Below are 16,979 nucleotides of genomic sequence, written 5' to 3' on the forward strand. Positions count from 1 at the left end.
AAGAGCAAACTGGGTAAGGCGATCAACTATGCGCTGAACCAGCGGCAAGGGCTAATGCGTTATCTCGACAACGGCGCCATGCCGATCGATAACAACGGTGCTGAAAATGCGATCAGACCGTTCGTAGTGGGCCGGAAAAACTGGCTGTTCAGTGATACGGTTAACGGAGCAAAAGCCAGTGCTGTGTGGTACTCGATCATGGAAACGGCGAAGGCTAATGGACTGGAACCCTATCACTATCTGAAGCGGGTCTTTGAGCAGTTGCCGCTGGCAACATCTGACGATGATGTTGATGCCTTGCTACCGTGGAATATCGAGTTACCTGCTCAGTGAAAGTGTGGGGTTAATGGATCGCTTACTCCAATCGCGCTCAACAAAAGCATTCGGACTTGTGTCAGCTTTATACGAACTTAGCGCGTTTATTGCACTTGATGTCGTAGCACAGCTGGTCAAAAGGAGACATAGAGTCATGAGGGCTGTTCTTACGGCATACCTTCTTGAATGGGAACTCACATCAGATTCCTTTTAACCTGTTTACACGAAAGAGGGAGCAAGTATTTAGCGCCCGAATGTTCCAAATGCTTATCTGGATACACATTGTATTTACAATTTGTAACGGTGGGTGTCTCAATAAGCGTACGCTGAATTATGACTTTTCTGGAGTAGCTATAACGGCCCATAAAAAATCAACGATTTTGCTATGTACACAGCCTTACTAGTGGTTAACGGTAGCTCAAAAAAAGGCTTTCTTTTTGAAGCTCCGAATCACGCCTCATTCTTTTCAGTTCTTGTAAGCTAAAATAGTTTTGCGATCGAACAATTGTACTTTTTGCGCTTAAATCATAGGCATCCCAATCCACCCCTAATTGCAGTTCAGATATTTTTTCGCTGCGAAATGAGCGCCTATAAGAATCGAACGTTTCGCCTGCTTGAACAAGATTCGAGTTCTCATTGTTTTCCAGAAACAAGCTCGCAATCAAATAGCCTTGTTCATCAAAATACTCAATGGTTCGATAAGTCTGACTAAGATCAACTGTTTCTCCGGTGCCATTCATATACTCTGCAACTTCCATGTCTTCGCCCCAAGTAAAACTATTCAGGCTAATACCAGTGACTGGCACACTATCGCTCAATACTTGCGCAGATATTTCACCAATATGGATCTGAGCGGCGGTGGTTAAATCTACTGGATCAAAATCCAGATAGTCAGCAACGATTCCTGTACTGTTTGCCATCAGGCAACTAATAGTCCTGACATATTTATTTTCCATCATGTCTCCATGCAAGAACTCCATGGGAACTGACACCAACGATTCTCCTTCCAAGTTCTGAGCAGATAGGTTGCTAAATTTGATAAAGCACAAATCATCATCTGAATTATTTTCAACAGTGATGGAATAGGTGGGTTGATATCCTCCATAAACCTTTGCGGTTGCGCTGACACTGAGTCTCGAATCAAGGATGCCAATTTCCACGGGCAGGGCTTTACGATAGGCGTTACTATTTTGCGTTCCAATACACTCGCCTCTAGGGATTGAAACCCTGAAGCGATGATTATTCATAGCCGTAACTTGTGAGAAAGTTCCATATTCACACTCAATCCCAACCAGTGATCCCGTGCTTGAATTTGAGCTGTCTGGGTTGGAACTGCCCGGGTTACATCCAACTAGAACAAGCAGCGAAACTGCTATTGAAAGTGCTATCAATTTCTTGCAATCCATCAACCGGCACTCCTTAAATCATCGGTTTGTAGCTTACAGTTTGCTGACATATGTAAAGCAGCTTATGTAAATTTTCCCAACATCGCAACGGAGCGTTCCATTAAAGCCCGGTTTTTATAATAACTTGTGAGCATAAAAGTCGAATACTTGACCTTTATCTAAGGATAGAAACTGGGTTGATTTCTATTATTTTGCAGAATTTAGATGAATTATTAGTATTTTAAGTTCATTTAGCTGTTGAATCTCTCGTGTAAACCCTTAAGACAATACATTAAAGACAAAGGGTTATATTTTTTGAAACCCTGAGTTTTGTCAATAAAATGACAGGCACGAATCCTCACCATCTGTCTATCCGCCGTCTTACCGTAAGCATTTCCAGCCTTAACCGACTGTTCTGCTACACACCGGCCGAAGAGACCCGACAATGAAAGCCATCGCCCTGAGTTGCGCTATTGCCCTGTCGTTATTGTTTACTGTTGCCTGGGCTGAAGTCCTGAATGGATTTGATATTTCCGGCGCGTCTATTCCGGCTGAAGACATTCGCCGGGGTGGCCCGCCGCGTGATGGTATTCCCGCCATTGATGACCCCCGGTTTGAGACCGCCGATAAAGCCAATTGGCTGCAACCGGATGATCGGGTGCTTGGGCTGGTCATTGGTGGTGACGCCCGGGCTTACCCGGTCGCCATTCTCAATTGGCATGAGATTGTGAACGATGAGATTGCTGGCCAGCCTATAGCCGTCACTTTTTGTCCCTTGTGCAATACCGGCATGGTGTTTGATTCGCGAGTCGAGGAGCAGGCCCTGACTTTCGGCGTGTCAGGTTTGCTGTATCAAAGCGATGTGCTGTTATACGACCGGGAAACCGAAACCCTCTGGTCACAAATCTGGTCCGAGGGCGTTGCAGGGCCACTAATGGACACGCAGCTCACCGCCTTGCCGGTCAAACACACGACCTGGCAAGCTTGGCGGGAAGCTCACCCCACTACTCAGGTTCTGAGTCGGGATACCGGTTTTCGCCGGGACTATCTGCGCGACCCCTATGCGGGGTATGAACAGTCACCCACCACATTGTTTCCGGTGTCGAATCAGGCACCCGGGCCCTGGCACGCGAAGGAATGGGTGCTGGGGGTAAGTTTCAATGGTCAACACAAGGGTTACCCCTTTGAAGAGTTGGATAAGAATGCACAAGCTCGTTTTAACGACACCGTCGGCGGCCAGCCGTTTACGGTTCTGTGGGATGCCGATCACCGAAGCGCCAGTATTGAATGGCAAGAGGAGTCGTTGCCCAGCCTGACAGCTTTCTGGTTTGCCTGGTATGCCTTTTATCCGGGTACAGAGGTGTTCACGGCCCCCTGAACGGCAACAGCGGGCACTCCTGAAACCCCGACCCTTGCACTGGCGAACCACAATTTGATGAGAGTTTATGACGTCTGTCACTCATCCCTATGCCCTGTGTTCGCGTACTGTGTTGCTACTGGGTCTTTCTGGAGTTTGATATGTCTTTACCACTGTGGTGCCTGTTCATTGCCGCGTTACTGGTCATTATGTCTAAGTGGCCGGCGATGAAAGTCATGGCCGCCATGAAAGGCGGGTACGACAACAACCACCCCCGAGCCCAACAAGCCAACCTGACCGGCGCTGGCGCTCGGGGGATTGCGGCGCACCAGAACACCATTGAGGCCTTTCCGATGTTTGCGGCCGGGGTGATTGTGGCGGAAGTGTTTGCCGCAGGGTCAATGGTTGCGAGCCTACTGGCCATGGCATTCATCGTGTCGAGGGTGGTTTATATTGGGCTTTATGTGGGTAACGTGGCGTCGTTGCGCAGCATTGTCTGGGCGGTGGGTTACCTGGCCAGTCTCGGCTTATTGCTGGCTCCGGTGTACGGCGCTTAAAACCGCAACCCGGCGCCTGAAAAAACACGCTCCGCATTCGGTATCACGCAAACGATGCGGTAAACTACGCGCTCATTTTTCCCGGCGCTCCCTTCATGACCCTCATCTCTGTTCTTCAGGAACGCAGTGGCAGCCAGTGCGAACTGTGCAAATCAACGAATCAACCCGGTGTCTACGCGGTACCACCCAACCCCACAGAAACGCCGGATACAGCGATACTGGTTTGCGCAACCTGCCTGGATCAGATTGAACACCCGGAGCGTATGGACGCCAACCACTGGCGTTGCCTGAACGACAGCATGTGGAGTCAGGAAGCCCCCGTGCAGGTTATGGCCTGGCGCTTATTGCACCGGCTGATCGCCGAAGGCTGGCCGAAAGATCTGCTCGATATGCTGTATCTGGACGACGACACCCTGGCCTGGGCACAAGCCACGGGAGACCACGTCAGTAACGACGACAAAGTCATTCACCGTGATAGCAATGGCGTGGTGTTAAGTGCAGGCGATACGGTGACGTTGATCAAAGATTTGACCGTAAAAGGCGCAAACTTCACCGCCAAGCGAGGCACGGCAGTGCGAGGCATTTCACTGGTGGCCGACAACGCCGAACACATTGAAGGCCGGGTCAATGGCCAGCAGATTGTCATTCTGACGCAGTTCGTCAAGAAGTCCTGAATGCAGGCGGTTTTAATGCCTGGTATTCATCATGACACCAGGCTCACTTAGCTCTCAGCTCATCATTCAATCCGTCAACGACTGTTGCAGCAACAACGCAAACCCCAGCTTACTCAAATACTGAGCTTCCTGCTCCAGGTCGGCCTGGGTCAAACCGTGGTTTTCCCACCAATCCCGCTGAGCGGTCAGCATAATTTGCTCGCCTTCAATACGCAGTGTAACGCCCTCGGAGGTGCTGCCGGTTCGAGCCCGGTGGAGCACTGTGGCGAGCCGGAATATGACCAGCAATATGGGCATCAGCGTTTGATCGTCTTCGCCCAGTTCAGTCAGTTTGTTGAGGTCCGGTTTCTTGCGGTGATGACGCACCAGAAAGGTGAGTCGTTGCTGTTCTTCGTGGCTGAAGCCGGCCAGGTCGCAGTTGGCGACGATGTAGCCACTGTGCTTATGGAATTGGTTGTGTGAGATGTCGAGCCCAACTTCCGCAACCTGAGCCGCCCAGCGCAAATAATTCGACCAGGGCTCGGGCTGGGTTAGCCCGAGGGCGGCGAGATTGTCGTTGAAAAAGCGCAGGGCGGTATCGGCCACCCGCTTCGCCTGCTGATCATCGGTGTGAAACCGCTGGGCAAGATGTTGCACACCCCGGCTACGAACATCTTCATGGTCGTAGCGACCGATCAGGTCGTACAGCAAGCCTTCACGCAGCGCCCAGGGAGAGGCCTCCATGGTCTCAAGCCCCAGGCCTTCGAAAACGGCCCGCAATACGATCAACCCGCCCAAAAACACCGGTTTTCGGTCTGAGGTAAGGCCATTGGGATTGAAGTCGTCGACTTTCTTGCTTTGCCCGGCCTGATCGCACAAATCGTTCAACAGTTGGCGGGTGATGATTGGGCTGCCCGTGATGGCTTCGGCCACTTTGGAAATAGACTTGATGCTGCCCGAGCAGCCTATCGCCCGTTGCCAGCCAATGCTCTGAAACCCATCGTGCACCGGTTCAATTTTCTGCAGGCAAAAGGTGATGGCCTTTTTAACGGACTTTTTGCTCAGTTGTCCGTCTTCAAAGAAATCGCGCATCAGTGCCACACACCCCATGCCCAGGCTGTCGAGATGCAGCGGCTGAAACTGCTCGCCGACAATAACCTCGGTACTGCCGCCGCCAATGTCGACCACCAGGCGTCTGTCCAGTTCGTCGTCCAGCCCCTGGGCAACGCCCTGGTAAATCAGCCGGGCTTCTTCTGCGCCGGAAACGACATCAATCGAGTGCCCGAGCGCGGTTTCCGCTTTTGCCAGAAACGGACCGGCATTGGACGCTTTGCGCAGGGTTCGGGTTCCAACGGCGCGCACCGCGTGAGGTGGCAGGTGGTTGATGCGCTGGCCAAAACGAGCCAGGCATTCCAGGGCGCGACGCTGGGACAAATCATCGAGCTTGCCGTTGGCATCGAGCCCGAACCCCAGCCTCACCGGCTCTTTAATTCGGTCAAGCACCTTCAGCTCTCCCTTTTCAAGGCGCGCAACAATCATGTGGAAGGAGTTGGAGCCCAGGTCGATGGCTGCCATTTCTTCCACCCGGTTCCGCCAAAAATCTGAGAGCTTGAGCATGTGCGATGCAACCTGCGTGAATTCTTGCCACAATGCTGACTAAAGAAACCCCTGGGAGCAAGTACTATGGCCATTCACAGTTTTCGCGGGCACACCCCGCACTTCGGGCAGCGCGTCTTTATCGACACCCGCGCCATGGTTCTGGGCGATGTAGCACTGGGTGATGACACCTCGGTCTGGCCCGGGGCGGTGGTGCGCGGCGACATGCATCGCATCCGAATCGGGGAACGCACGTCTGTTCAGGACGGCGCGGTATTGCACATCACCCACGCCAGCGATTTCAACCCGGATGGCTGGCCTCTGACCATCGGTAACGATGTAACCATTGGCCACCAGGCCTGCTTGCACGGCTGCACCATTGGCAACGAAGTGCTGATCGGCATTGGCGCCACGGTGCTCGATGGCGCCGTGGTCGAAGACCAGGTGGTGATCGGCGCGGGGACCCTGGTGCCACCGGGCAAAACACTTGCCTCTGGCTACGTTTACATGGGTTCACCGGCACGTCAGGTACGACCACTGTCGGAAAAAGAACGTCGTTTTTTCAAGTACAGCGCCGGCAATTACACCAAACTGAAAGACGATTATCTGGCCGATGGCCTGGGCGACGACAGCGCCTGATTCACCAGCGATTAACCGCTTTTTATCATAAGACTTATGAATTCTTTAGACCTTGAAAGTTTAGGGTTGAGCGAACGGCACCGTTCGAGTAATCTTCCCGTTAATGAAACACAGCGTTTCATTAGCAAACCCTTAATTCGAACTTGCCCAAACGGCACTAACCACGGAGGCACGCCATGAAAAGCATTCTAACCATGCGCCAACTGTGCACCTCCCGTACTGTGAACCCAGCGTTCACCGGTACTGTGCTGTTGCACCCGCGATTCGACTAAGGACACAAGCCTTGCGAGCCGTGGATGAAACCCGCGGCTCGTTGCACCACAAGGAGTGTGTTTGAAAAAGCCCTCTCCTGACGCCAACACTCCCGCGCTTTCTGCCACAGCTCCCAGTGCTTGCATGTTAACAATGCGATCAAAGACCTGGAGAGTGACCATGATCACCAAACTGATGAACCGTATTAACCAGCGCCGCGAACTGAACCGCTGGTTGCAGGAAAAACGTGCTGAGCGTTACGTTGCCGAGCACCTGAACAGCCACTTGCAGAAAGACATCGGCCTTGGCCAACAGGCGCCGGAAGCCCCGCTCACCTGGAGAGAACCGCAAGAAAAGAGCCGTCAGGAAAAACAGCAACAAAGGCCGGAGCAACAAGCGCGAAGTCCCGGCGGAAAGAGCGTCGGGCCTCCTAGCGCCTAAGATGGAGAGCGCTGATCAAGTCAGGCAGGCGGCCTGACACAGCGCTCTCCCGGTAAGACCCGGCGGCAGAGATTGCCGCCGGACTTGCATCTCATCCGATGCAACCGCTTTGTTCACCCCGCCCACTGCAGTACACTCCGTCGCCTTACCCTTCAAGAGCACACCACCATGGCACTCAAAGCCACCGTGCTGAAAGCGCGCCTGAGCATCTCCGATATGGACCGAGGCTATTATCAGGAACACGCCTTCAGTCTGGCACAGCACCCTTCAGAAACCCCGAACCGTATTATGGTTCGGCTACTGGCGTTCATGCTTAACGCGTCGGAAACGCTGGCGTTCTCCAAAGGCCTGAGCGATGAAGGCGAACCGGAGCTGTCGGAACGCGACCTGACCGGTGACATCACCCTCTGGGTCGCGTTCGGCCAGCCCGACGAGAAATGGTTGCGTAAAGCGAGTGCCCAGGCCAAAGCGGTGAAGCTCTACACCTACGGTGGGCGCAGCGTGCCATTGTGGCTGGCGCAAAACAAAGCCGCGCTGGCACGCCTGCCCGAGCTGGAGATCTGGGAATTCTCAGAGGAAGACCTGGATACACTGACCGACTGGTTCGAGCGTTCGATGACGTTCCAGTGCAGCATTACCGAGGGTGTGCTCTATTTATCCAAAGACGATGATGCTTTGACGATTACGCCGATACGGATTAAAGACAAAACCTAAAGAAATAGTGGCCGGGTTTACTCAGTGCCATGAGTTCGTGCCAGCTACCGGGTAAGCTCCTCCGGGGTCGGGCGGAATGCCGCCCACTCAATCCATCCATAGAGCCTAGGCCGCAGCATCCCTGCTGCGGACTACCCCGGATGAGCTTACCCGGCAGCCAGCACTTTGCCCGGATGGCATTCGGATTAAATACCTTATTCAATAACTCTTGGGGTCACTGGTCACAAAGCGTACAATGCGCGCCCATTTGCCCCAGGCTACCCAAGGTAGCCGACCAAGAGACCCGATTGTGAGCCAAACCGATTTTTCCTCCCTGCCGTTAAACCCCGATCTGCTGAGCAACCTGGCGTCGCTCGATTACCATCAGATGACACCGATTCAAGCCAGCAGCCTGCCCGATATTCTGGCCGGGCGGGATGTGATTGGGCAGGGTAAAACCGGGTCTGGCAAGACAGCGGCCTTTGGTTTGGGTGTACTGAACAAGCTCGATGTTAAGCGCTTTCGCATTCAGACACTGGTGCTGTGCCCGACCCGGGAGTTGGCCGACCAGGTGGCGAAAGAGTTGCGCAAACTGGCGCGCGGCATTCACAACATCAAGATTCTGACGTTGTGCGGCGGCATGCCCTTTGGTCCGCAAATCGGGTCGCTCGAACACGGCGCTCATATCATCGTGGGTACGCCCGGCCGTATTGAAGAGCATGTGCGCAAGGGCACCCTGGTGCTCGACCATGTCGATACCCTGGTATTGGATGAAGCCGACCGGATGCTGGACATGGGGTTTCAACCGGTGCTGGAGTCAATTCTTCAGTCGGTTCCGACAAAACGCCAAACCCTGCTGTTCAGCGCGACCTTCCCGGACCAGATCAAACAACTGGCTGACCACATTCTGATCAACCCGTCTGTCGTGAAAGTCGAAGCCCGGCACGACAGTGAGAGCATCGCCCAAAGTTTGTTCCGGGTCGGCAATGACGACGACCGGCTCGATGCTCTGTTGCGTTTGCTGGCGCATCATCAGCCGACCAGCGCGGTTGTATTCTGCAACACCCGAGCAGAGACACTCGACGTCGCCGACGCCCTGACAAAGGCCGGTCACAGTGCCATCGCCCTGAACGGGGATCTGGATCAGCGCCAGCGTGACGAATCGCTGGTGACCTTTGCCAATAAGAGTGTCTCGGTGCTGGTCGCGACGGACGTTGCCGCTCGCGGGCTCGACATCGATGCGTTGGATGCGGTGATCAACTTCCGCATGTCGCTCGACCCGGAAGTGCACGTGCATCGCATTGGTCGCACCGGTCGTGCTGGTAGCCAGGGGATTGCCTGTACGTTGTTCAGTGACCGGGAAGGCCATCGGTTGGCCGCCCTTGAAGGGTATTTGAACACAACGCTTGAACCGGAAGCCCTGCCTGCGGCGGTTCATGCTCATTTCCGGCCTCAGCCGGCGCCGATGATTACGGTGCAGATCGACGGTGGCAAAAAGCAGAAAGTACGCCCCGGTGATGTGCTCGGCGCGCTGACGGGTGAACAGGGTATCGACGGCTCGGAAGTGGGCAAAATATCCGTATTCGACCAATGCACCTATGTCGCCGTGGCCCGAGGTGCGAAAAAGCGCGCGCTGGACAAGCTAGGCCGCGGTCGAATCAAAGGGCGGTCGTTTCGGGTTCGCGTGGTGCAGGCGAGTTAACGACGGCGGCCCAATGGGTTATAATATTAGATAAACCTAATAGTCAGGAATGCACCGAATGTTTTCAAAACGCCATCAGCCACTGGTTCAGGCTTTTCTGATGTCGGTCGTCATGGTCACCATCATGACCGCCGTGATTACCGCCTTGAATACGGGCTTCGATCGTGGATTTACAGGGCGCTGGGCCGGGGCCATGGTGGCTGCCTGGCCCATCGCTTTTACAGTGATTCTGATCGCGGGAAAACGCGTCATGCGGCTTTCAATCGCCTTGTGTCAGCGTGATTGAAAGCCCGTTTTAGCGCGGCATCGGTTACGGATTCACCACCCGAACCCGGCGTATGGTGTCGCGTGCCACTGGCATCACCATGGTGCCACCGAAGACCGATTGCTTGAACTGCACTTCGTCATCATTCAGGCTTTCTATTTCCCCGCGAAACTCCCGTCCGTCAGACAGATTGATGACCATCTCCGTATTCAGCCACCTGGCCAGATCAGCAACCGGCACTTCAACCACGCGGGGGGCTTGTGATGCCTGCGCAGGCTCAGTCTCCAGTTGGCGGGCCTCGGGCTGGGGTGCTTCAGGTTCAGCAACACTGGGCGCCGGGCGTTCTGGCCTGGCCAGGGTTAACTGCACCGGGCTCGGTACGCCGCCGTTTACCACAATTTGCGGAGCGATCAGGTCCAGCAGTGCTTGCGGGTCGGAGGTCATCATCAGTTGCATTGCGTTCAGCCGGGCGAAACTTTCCAGGCTCAGGCTCTCTGGCCGTTCGATGTAGGTGGCGTAAGCCTCCACAACGCCGTCGCCAAGCACCACGCCCTGCTGTTGCCACAGCTGTTCCCAGGCACTGACGTGGCGGGTTTTGTACGCCTCGATGCTCAGGCCGGTCTCCCGGGCGCAGTAGGACATTACCTCCGGCACGTAGCCTAAATCCTCAACCTGCAACTGCACCTGGTTCAGGGTTGCGCCCATCATCGCCGCCGCGCCCTGGCCTTCTGCCAGCGCGACTTCGAGGCGAGCGCTCATCCGATACATGGTCTCGGTCGTGAATTCACCTTCTACCTGCAAGGTGTCGCGCGCTGGCGACAGACGGTATTCCATGGTCATGTCAGAGCGCGTCTGGCGATACCCCATGCTGTCGAGATCGGTAAAGTTGAAATAGGTGCGCTCTTCGCCGCAACCAGCGGCGAGCATATGCTGCTGGGCGCTGTTATCCACCAGTGACCGCATGGTGTTGAGGTCCAGCTCAATCCCATTCAACCTAAATGCCAACCGTTGCGGGACTTCATTGTTGCTCAGCGTCTGACCCAACTGCACCAGGGCCAGCAAATTATCGGTTTCCAGCGAGGCGCTCTGAATGCGAACGTCACCATTCTGACCGTTAGCGGCAAAATTCAGATTATGCACACGCACTTCACCCGTGGGTATGACCCAGATCTGTCCATAGGTAAGGCGGCCGACGCCAGCGGCCATTTGCGCGGCCTGATCCAGCTGGCTTTTTACCGTGCGATTAACCTGCCAGTGGGCGGCGCCATAGCCACCGACCACGATGATCAGCAATATAAGTAGAATCCTTTTCATGGTGTTCCTTATCGGGTTGAAACGGGTAGGGTCTTTGGGCGGTCGCATCAACGAATGATCGCCACCGCCCTTTAGCGCAGCATAAAGGGCTCTGACTCATCATTCAAAGGGGATTCACGAAAGCGGGGCTATTTAGCAGGCTGTTGAACTTCGTAACATTTCGGCGGCCTGCCACCGGAATATGGACGATCATTTTAGAGATAGGGATCGATACGCCCGGCATAGAGGGTGTAACCGGAACTGCCCAGCTCAGACTGCTGCGCCTCTACCATCAGGGTACCACTGACGTAGACCGGCTCGTCCATCGGCCCCATCTCGTACCCGCCCTGGGTTTGCACAAAGACGATCTGGTTCGACGGCGGGGGAGGCGTGTGAATACAAGCGCCGTAGTAGGGCACTAACAGAAAGCTGTAAACCGAATCACCGTCCATCTCCAGCGGCACCACAAACCCGGCCAGCCGGACATTAGCGCCCGCCAACGCATCAACCACGGGCGCATTGGCCAGCAGTTGCGTCATGTCGCTGTAGAGCCGCTGCGCCTCCGGGTCGTCGTCGCTGAGGCTGCTCAGGTCGTATTGGCTGTAATCGATCTGGTCGCGCAGACTTTTGTAGGTGAAGTCGGCGGGCATCAGATCATCCCATTGAATATCCACGGCTTCACGCGCCTGGGCGGTGAAGGCTACTCCCGCCAATAACAGCGCGCTGAGTATCAGCCAGGGTTTGGCGTGTCTAACGATAAGGTTCATGGTTGCGTCCGCAGCAGCGTCAATTAAGTGGAAGCAGTCAGGCCATCGGACAGCGATTGCCGATAGGCCTTCCAACCCGGCAGCAACCCAGCCAAAAATGCCAGACCGATAAAACCTGCCAATACCATCAACAGGCTGGGCGATGGCAGTGCCAGCGTCAATTGTATGCCGTAGGTGCCTTGAACCCAAATGCTGGCAAGGGCGATGACACCCCAGTGCAACAGCAAACCGGCCAGCAGACCGGCGACACCGTACAAGCCGGACTCCAGCATCAGCAACCCCAGAATGTGGCCGGGCCGGGCACCCAGTGCACGCAAAATAGCCATTTCACGCCGGCGCTCATTCAGCCCCGCCAGTATGACAGTCACCATGCCCAGTAAGCCTGTTACCACGACCATAAATGACACGGCAATTAAGGCGTTTTCGGCAATACCAATTAACTGCCACAATTCCTGCAGTGTAGCGCCGGGGATGATCGCCGACAGCGGCTCAGCCCGATACTGATTAATCAGCCGCTGAAATGAGAAGGTCTGAACCCGGGATTTCATCCCGACCAGCACCGCCGTGACGCTCTCGGGCGTCAGATCCATGGTTCGGGCCTCGTCGGCCGAAATGGACAAGCCCGGCAGCTTAATGCCCTGTTGCCAGTCGACATGCATGGCAGTGATGCCTTCGAGCGGTACGTGAACACTGCGGTCGACTGGTGTGCCCGTCGCGTTGAGAATACCGACCACGGTAAACGGTTTGTCGTCGTGGTTTGCGAAACTGGTCGATCCTAGGCCATGGGCCACCACCAGCTCATCGCCGGGTCTGTAGTCCAGTACGGCAGCGACTTCGGCACCGAGCACGACATCGTAGACATCGTCGAACGGCTCACCGCTGTTGAAGCTGAGTGCCTGATTTCGCCCGTACTGATAGTGCTCAAAATAGTCGGTGGTGGTGCCGATGACCCGATAACCCCGGTGAGAATCGCCGAGCGACAGCGGCACCGTCCAGGCAACGGCGGAGTTGCGGCTCAGGTCTGAATAGCTTTCCCAACTGATGTTATTAGTCGCATTGCCAATGCGAAACACCGAGTACAGCAACAGGTTCAGCGCTCCCGTTCGCCCACCGACAATCAGGTCGGTGCCGGACAGCGTGTTGGAGAAGCTTGCACGAGTGTCTTCTCGCACCCGATCAACCGTAAGCAGCAGGCTCAGGCTGAGCGCCACCATGCCCAGCGTCAGCAGCGCTGTAGTGCGACGGTTCCAGAGACTGGCGAGCGCAAGGCGGATCCAGTTCATGATACGGCCTCGTTGCGGGAGGGTGCCGGCGCGTCCAGTTCAAGTTCCTGATCGAACCAGCGCGCCAGGTGCCGGTCGTGACTGACAAACACCAGAGCGCTTCCAAGCGCCTGGCACTGCCCGGTGAGCACGTCCATAAAGTTATCCACATTGTCCTGATCGAGTGCCGAGGTGGGTTCATCGGCAATAACCAGCTCCGGCAGGCCCATTAATGCCCGGGCAGCGGCAACCCGTTGCTGCTGCCCGACACTGAGCGCAGACACCCGCTTCAACCAGAGCGATTCGGGTATGTTCAAACGGGTCAGGCGATCGCCCGCCGCCGCAGTCAGGCTCTCGGCTTCGGACAAGGCTTTCTGGTGACGACGACGCGACAGTCGACACGGTAGCATCACATTGTCGATCACCGATAGATAAGGCAATAAATTGAATTGCTGGAAAATGTAGCCGATGTGATCGGCCCGAAACCGGTCACGCTGCTTGCCGGGCTGCTGCGACAGCGGCTGATCAAGCACCTGAATCACCCCTTCGGTGGGCACCAGCACACCGGCCAGCAAATTCAGCAGGGTACTCTTGCCGCTGCCACTGGGGCCGCGCACAAACAAACTGGAACCGGCGGGCAATTGCAGCCGGTCGATGCTCAGGGTGTTGTGTTGCTGGCCGGGCCAGCGAAAAGCCAGGGACTCAATACTCAGAGCGTCCGCCATGGGGGCCTCTATTGATGATACGGGAAACGGATGGCGCGGTTCTGCAGCGGCGCCGGTAGCGCCTCTGCGACACATCGACTGCGAATCAGTTAAGCCTCAGGCTTGGGCTGGATGGTGTCAGTTGCGTTGCCCCTTGCCAGTCGTCACCGATGTACTGTACCTGTAAGTCGGTCAAATTGGGAAAATGCTCAAACGCCGACACCGTCACCGTGCGTAACGCATCGAGATTATCGCAGCGATAGGTCCACTCAACCAGTACGTCCGAGTGAGCGCTTTCGCCATCATCATGACCTTCATGGTCATCGTGCACACGGCTATGATCATCGTGCTCCTGGTCATGATCGTTGTGATGGTCTTCTTCATGCTCGTCGTGCTCGTCGTCATGATCGTCGTGGTGGTCTTCATCGTGCTCGTCGTGATGGTCTTCGCCAGCGCTCGAGCCTTGCCAATGGTCCGCATCCACGGTCTGTCCCGTTAGCGCACACTGAGCCGCCGCCGGTAAATCCAGAACCGCATCAGCCCGGGCCAGAGTCGCCAGTGCAGATTCAACCTGAGCCCGCTGAGCATCGTTTGAAGGCGCCTGTTCAAAACCCACCAGGTTGTAGGCCGGTGAGTCGAGCCCGACGACAAGGGTTTGATTCTCGGCGGCCAGAGTCAATTGCGCCGCGCCATGTTCGTGCGCGCCATGCTGGCGTTCGGTTTCAGCCTGGACGGCGGTAGCCAGGGTCGCTAACCCAATAACACAGAGCGCCGGGGTCGATTTTCGGTTCATGTCGTAATTTTCCTTAATAGCTGCTGGGTTTGCAGGGAGCAGAACAATCTAGATATGTTACAACGTATCAAAATAAGTTGCCAATTGCCATTCTGTTCGAACAGGCCTCAGTCCCGATATACTGTTGCGCACAATGCCAATTCGGAACGCCCGTGCTACTTGCTTACGTTAATGCGCTGATTCCCGTCCTGTTTTGTGCCGCACTCGGATACGGACTGGCGCGCAAAACCGGCTTGCTGAACTCACCTTCGCTGGCGACCCTTGTCACTCACATCGGCCTGCCAACCCTGATCCTGAACGCTCTACTGACGATGGATGCCGACCTGCTGAGCCTGTCCGGAACACTGTGGGCCATCGTCGCCGTTCTGGTCATCAGCGCCTTGTTTGGCGCGGTCGTGCTGCATCTCAGCGGTCTGCCGATTCGCGGCTACTTACCCATGCTGGTCAATCCCAACACCGGGAACCTGGGCATTCCCCTGGTTTTTGCGCTACTTGGCCCCGAGGCACTGATTCACGCCGTGGTCATTTCAACGGTGGTGCAAATCAGCCATTTCACGCTGGGGGTCGGCTTGCTGTCAGGCCGTTTTAGTATCACGTCAATTTTGCGAAACGGCTCTATTCTGGCGTTGATCGCAGGCGTCATCTGGCGGCTGGTCGACGCCCCTCGACCGGAAGCTGTCATGTCGACCCTATCGCTGCTGTCCGGCATGACGCTACCGATCATGCTGTTGCTGCTCGGTAAATCACTGGCAAGCATCGACGTGCGCCGGCTAGACCGGCTCGGCCGCATCGTTGGTTTGTCCTTCGCCCGGGTAACCATCGGCCTGACCGCCGCCCTTCTGGTTTGCCTGGCGCTGCCGCTGTCACCCCTGGTGCAACAAACTCTGTTGCTGCAAGCAAGCATGCCGGTCGCGGTGATCAGCTATCTGCTCGCCAGCCATTACAATGGCCCCAAGGACGACATCGCCGCCATCATTCTGGTCAGCCTGCCAATCTCTCTCCTGGCTGTGCTTGGCATTCAACTATTGTCTTGAGTTGGATAGTTAGGTTTCAGGATTGCACTGTGTGAGCGGCGGTTGCCGGTTGTGTCTCTGCAGGGGAGTTCGCAGCATGGGTGCTGCGGCCTAGGCTCCATGGATGGATTTACGCCGACCCTGCAGAGGCGCAACCGGTCACCGACGCGGGTTATGGCTACTCAACGACCCCCGAAACCTGACTATCCAACTCAGGACTCACCCTATTCAAATGGATAACGCAGACCCCACTGCTGACGCATGTCATCCATCAGCGCCATGATCGCGACCGTTTCAGTGTGCGGAATCAGTGGGCTTTCGCGCTCGCCCGCGCGCAGGCAGCGCACGACTTCCGCCACCTGATACACAAAGCCATTGTCAGCCTGATCCAGCTGCACCGCCGCACTGTCATCGACGTCGTTGGTGCCACCGTGATGGTGTATCGCAAAGGCACTGCCGGATTGAAAGTCGGGGTAATCGATATAGCCGGTGGTGCCGTAAAGCACGGCTTCCTGCTTCATTTTCAGGTTATAGCTGGTGGCAATAGACGCCGTCATGCCACTGGCAAAGCGAAACTGATAGGTAGCGCGCTCGTCGACACCGGTATCACTGAACTGACACAGCGACTGCACCTGCACCGGCAGTTCACCGGCGAGATAACAGACAAAACTGATTGGGTAGATGCCCATATCGAGCGTCACGCCGCCAGCCAGTGCCGGATCGATCAGTCGCGGGCGATATTTATCGGGTGCAAAGCCGCCAAACGTCAGGTTCATGTGCTGAACCTCGCCGATCACCTGCTCATTGAGCCGTTTCTTAAGCTCGATCATCGTGGGTAGAAACCGCGTCCAGATCGCTTCCATCAGAAACAGCCCCTTGTCTCTGGCCAGGTCGACCAAAAACTGAGCCTGAGGGGCGTTTACGGTGAAGGGCTTTTCGATCAACACCGACTTTCCGTGATTCAGCGCCAGCGCGGCGTTGTCGGTGTGAAAATTATGCGTGGTGGCAATGTACACGACATCTATGTCGTCTCTTCCGACCAGGCTCTGGTAGCTTTCATCGGCGCTGATACCGACCGCTTCGGCGAACGCAGCGGCCTTGCCCGGTGTATTGGACGCGACCGAAACCAGCATGCTGTCCGGGTCCTGTGCGACGGCGTCGGCAAATTTGTGGGCAATGTTCCCGGCGCCGAGAATGCCCCAGCGAATTGGTGTATCTGGCATTGGCTAAGCCCCTGTTTCGTCCATTCTGCGTGAGTTCGGTGTCTTCAGGGCGTAAACTGCGGGCAAATT

18 protein-coding genes are annotated in these 16,979 nt (G+C 55.7%); 10 read left to right on the forward strand and 8 right to left on the reverse strand.

The window, feature by feature from the left end; translation table 11 throughout:
• On the forward strand, nucleotides 1-333 hold a 333-nt coding region (locus G565_RS23245), incomplete at its 5' end, for an IS66 family transposase (protein ID WP_037338051.1).
• 389 nt (nucleotides 334-722) lie between these two features.
• On the opposite strand, the gene G565_RS0106545 is transcribed toward G565_RS23245, so the two are convergent.
• Nucleotides 723-1,721, reverse strand: coding sequence for a hypothetical protein (locus G565_RS0106545; RefSeq protein ID WP_157600015.1), 999 nt, complete (start codon nucleotides 1,719-1,721; stop codon nucleotides 723-725).
• A 424-nt stretch (nucleotides 1,722-2,145) separates the two neighbouring features.
• On the opposite strand from G565_RS0106545, the gene G565_RS0106550 reads away from it, so the two are divergent.
• The 3 genes from G565_RS0106550 (at nucleotide 2,146) to G565_RS0106560 (ending at nucleotide 4,288) form a co-directional block, all read left to right on the forward strand.
• Nucleotides 2,146-3,078, forward strand: coding sequence for a DUF3179 domain-containing protein (locus G565_RS0106550; protein ID WP_028670214.1), 933 nt, complete (start codon nucleotides 2,146-2,148; stop codon nucleotides 3,076-3,078).
• A 140-nt stretch (nucleotides 3,079-3,218) separates the two neighbouring features.
• Nucleotides 3,219-3,614, forward strand: a complete 396-nt coding sequence (locus G565_RS0106555) for an MAPEG family protein (protein WP_028670215.1) — start codon at nucleotides 3,219-3,221, stop codon at nucleotides 3,612-3,614.
• A gap of 95 nt (nucleotides 3,615-3,709) precedes the next feature.
• The gene (locus G565_RS0106560; protein ID WP_028670216.1) at nucleotides 3,710-4,288 is read left to right on the forward strand and encodes a PhnA domain-containing protein; all 579 of its coding nucleotides are present in this window, start codon (nucleotides 3,710-3,712) and stop codon (nucleotides 4,286-4,288) included.
• Between the two features lie 66 nt (nucleotides 4,289-4,354).
• On the opposite strand, the gene G565_RS0106565 is transcribed toward G565_RS0106560, so the two are convergent.
• Nucleotides 4,355-5,884, reverse strand: a complete 1,530-nt coding sequence (locus tag G565_RS0106565; protein WP_028670217.1) for a Ppx/GppA phosphatase family protein — start codon at nucleotides 5,882-5,884, stop codon at nucleotides 4,355-4,357.
• 66 nt (nucleotides 5,885-5,950) lie between these two features.
• On the opposite strand from G565_RS0106565, the gene G565_RS0106570 reads away from it, so the two are divergent.
• The 5 genes from G565_RS0106570 to G565_RS0106590 all read left to right on the forward strand — a co-directional run bounded on the left by G565_RS0106570 (nucleotide 5,951) and on the right by G565_RS0106590 (nucleotide 9,876).
• The gene (locus G565_RS0106570) at nucleotides 5,951-6,502 is read left to right on the forward strand and encodes a gamma carbonic anhydrase family protein (protein WP_028670218.1); all 552 of its coding nucleotides are present in this window, start codon (nucleotides 5,951-5,953) and stop codon (nucleotides 6,500-6,502) included.
• 432 nt (nucleotides 6,503-6,934) lie between these two features.
• Nucleotides 6,935-7,195, forward strand: coding sequence for a hypothetical protein (locus tag G565_RS0106575; protein ID WP_028670219.1), 261 nt, complete (start codon nucleotides 6,935-6,937; stop codon nucleotides 7,193-7,195).
• Between the two features lie 168 nt (nucleotides 7,196-7,363).
• Entirely contained in the window at nucleotides 7,364-7,909 is a 546-nt protein-coding gene (locus G565_RS0106580) for a YaeQ family protein (protein ID WP_028670220.1), read from the forward strand.
• 289 nt (nucleotides 7,910-8,198) lie between these two features.
• The gene (gene dbpA, locus G565_RS0106585) at nucleotides 8,199-9,590 is read left to right on the forward strand and encodes an ATP-dependent RNA helicase DbpA (protein ID WP_028670221.1); all 1,392 of its coding nucleotides are present in this window, start codon (nucleotides 8,199-8,201) and stop codon (nucleotides 9,588-9,590) included.
• 58 nt (nucleotides 9,591-9,648) lie between these two features.
• Complete coding sequence (locus tag G565_RS0106590; RefSeq protein ID WP_028670222.1) at nucleotides 9,649-9,876, forward strand: DUF2798 domain-containing protein; 228 nt, start codon at nucleotides 9,649-9,651, stop codon at nucleotides 9,874-9,876.
• A 24-nt stretch (nucleotides 9,877-9,900) separates the two neighbouring features.
• On the opposite strand, the gene G565_RS0106595 is transcribed toward G565_RS0106590, so the two are convergent.
• The 5 genes from G565_RS0106595 to G565_RS23250 form a co-directional block, all read right to left on the reverse strand.
• Nucleotides 9,901-11,169, reverse strand: a complete 1,269-nt coding sequence (locus G565_RS0106595; protein ID WP_157600016.1) for a hypothetical protein — start codon at nucleotides 11,167-11,169, stop codon at nucleotides 9,901-9,903.
• A gap of 194 nt (nucleotides 11,170-11,363) precedes the next feature.
• On the reverse strand, nucleotides 11,364-11,915 hold the full coding sequence (locus G565_RS0106600; protein WP_028670224.1) for a DUF3299 domain-containing protein: 552 nt from the start codon (nucleotides 11,913-11,915) through the stop codon (nucleotides 11,364-11,366).
• 23 nt (nucleotides 11,916-11,938) lie between these two features.
• A complete protein-coding gene (locus tag G565_RS0106605; protein ID WP_028670225.1) occupies nucleotides 11,939-13,198 on the reverse strand; it encodes an ABC transporter permease in 1,260 nt (419 codons plus the stop codon).
• A complete protein-coding gene (locus G565_RS0106610; protein ID WP_028670226.1) occupies nucleotides 13,195-13,902 on the reverse strand; it encodes an ABC transporter ATP-binding protein in 708 nt (235 codons plus the stop codon). Before G565_RS0106610 ends, G565_RS0106605 begins: the two co-directional genes overlap by 4 nt.
• Nucleotides 13,903-13,987: 85 nt before the next feature.
• Nucleotides 13,988-14,674 carry a DUF2796 domain-containing protein gene (locus G565_RS23250; protein WP_051207500.1) on the reverse strand — a complete coding sequence of 229 codons (687 nt, stop codon included), beginning with the start codon at nucleotides 14,672-14,674 and terminating at the stop codon, nucleotides 13,988-13,990.
• A gap of 152 nt (nucleotides 14,675-14,826) precedes the next feature.
• On the opposite strand from G565_RS23250, the gene G565_RS0106620 reads away from it, so the two are divergent.
• Entirely contained in the window at nucleotides 14,827-15,708 is an 882-nt protein-coding gene (locus tag G565_RS0106620; protein WP_028670227.1) for an AEC family transporter, read from the forward strand.
• A gap of 203 nt (nucleotides 15,709-15,911) precedes the next feature.
• Here the strand turns inward: G565_RS0106620 and G565_RS0106625 are convergent, their stop codons facing one another.
• Complete coding sequence (locus tag G565_RS0106625; protein WP_028670228.1) at nucleotides 15,912-16,910, reverse strand: Gfo/Idh/MocA family protein; 999 nt, start codon at nucleotides 16,908-16,910, stop codon at nucleotides 15,912-15,914.
• Nucleotides 16,911-16,979: the final 69 nt, after the last annotated feature.

It is taken from the genome of Saccharospirillum impatiens DSM 12546, from assembly GCF_000423605.1.
GTDB classification, from domain to species: Bacteria; Pseudomonadota; Gammaproteobacteria; order Pseudomonadales; family Natronospirillaceae; genus Saccharospirillum; species Saccharospirillum impatiens.

What these genes read in the sequence shown, in the direction of transcription:
- G565_RS0106545 (WP_157600015.1), bottom strand. Translation starts at nt 1,721, where the DNA reads ATGGATTGCAAGAAATTGATAGCACTTTCAATAGCAGTTTCGCTGCTT.
- G565_RS0106550 (WP_028670214.1), top strand. Translation starts at nt 2,146, where the DNA reads ATGAAAGCCATCGCCCTGAGTTGCGCTATTGCCCTGTCGTTATTGTTT.
- G565_RS0106555 (WP_028670215.1), top strand. Translation starts at nt 3,219, where the DNA reads ATGTCTTTACCACTGTGGTGCCTGTTCATTGCCGCGTTACTGGTCATT.
- G565_RS0106560 (WP_028670216.1), top strand. Translation starts at nt 3,710, where the DNA reads ATGACCCTCATCTCTGTTCTTCAGGAACGCAGTGGCAGCCAGTGCGAA.
- G565_RS0106565 (WP_028670217.1), bottom strand. Translation starts at nt 5,884, where the DNA reads ATGCTCAAGCTCTCAGATTTTTGGCGGAACCGGGTGGAAGAAATGGCA.
- G565_RS0106570 (WP_028670218.1), top strand. Translation starts at nt 5,951, where the DNA reads ATGGCCATTCACAGTTTTCGCGGGCACACCCCGCACTTCGGGCAGCGC.
- G565_RS0106575 (WP_028670219.1), top strand. Translation starts at nt 6,935, where the DNA reads ATGATCACCAAACTGATGAACCGTATTAACCAGCGCCGCGAACTGAAC.
- G565_RS0106580 (WP_028670220.1), top strand. Translation starts at nt 7,364, where the DNA reads ATGGCACTCAAAGCCACCGTGCTGAAAGCGCGCCTGAGCATCTCCGAT.
- G565_RS0106590 (WP_028670222.1), top strand. Translation starts at nt 9,649, where the DNA reads ATGTTTTCAAAACGCCATCAGCCACTGGTTCAGGCTTTTCTGATGTCG.
- G565_RS0106595 (WP_157600016.1), bottom strand. Translation starts at nt 11,169, where the DNA reads ATGAAAAGGATTCTACTTATATTGCTGATCATCGTGGTCGGTGGCTAT.
- G565_RS0106600 (WP_028670224.1), bottom strand. Translation starts at nt 11,915, where the DNA reads ATGAACCTTATCGTTAGACACGCCAAACCCTGGCTGATACTCAGCGCG.
- G565_RS0106605 (WP_028670225.1), bottom strand. Translation starts at nt 13,198, where the DNA reads ATGAACTGGATCCGCCTTGCGCTCGCCAGTCTCTGGAACCGTCGCACT.
- G565_RS0106610 (WP_028670226.1), bottom strand. Translation starts at nt 13,902, where the DNA reads ATGGCGGACGCTCTGAGTATTGAGTCCCTGGCTTTTCGCTGGCCCGGC.
- G565_RS23250 (WP_051207500.1), bottom strand. Translation starts at nt 14,674, where the DNA reads ATGAACCGAAAATCGACCCCGGCGCTCTGTGTTATTGGGTTAGCGACC.
- G565_RS0106625 (WP_028670228.1), bottom strand. Translation starts at nt 16,910, where the DNA reads ATGCCAGATACACCAATTCGCTGGGGCATTCTCGGCGCCGGGAACATT.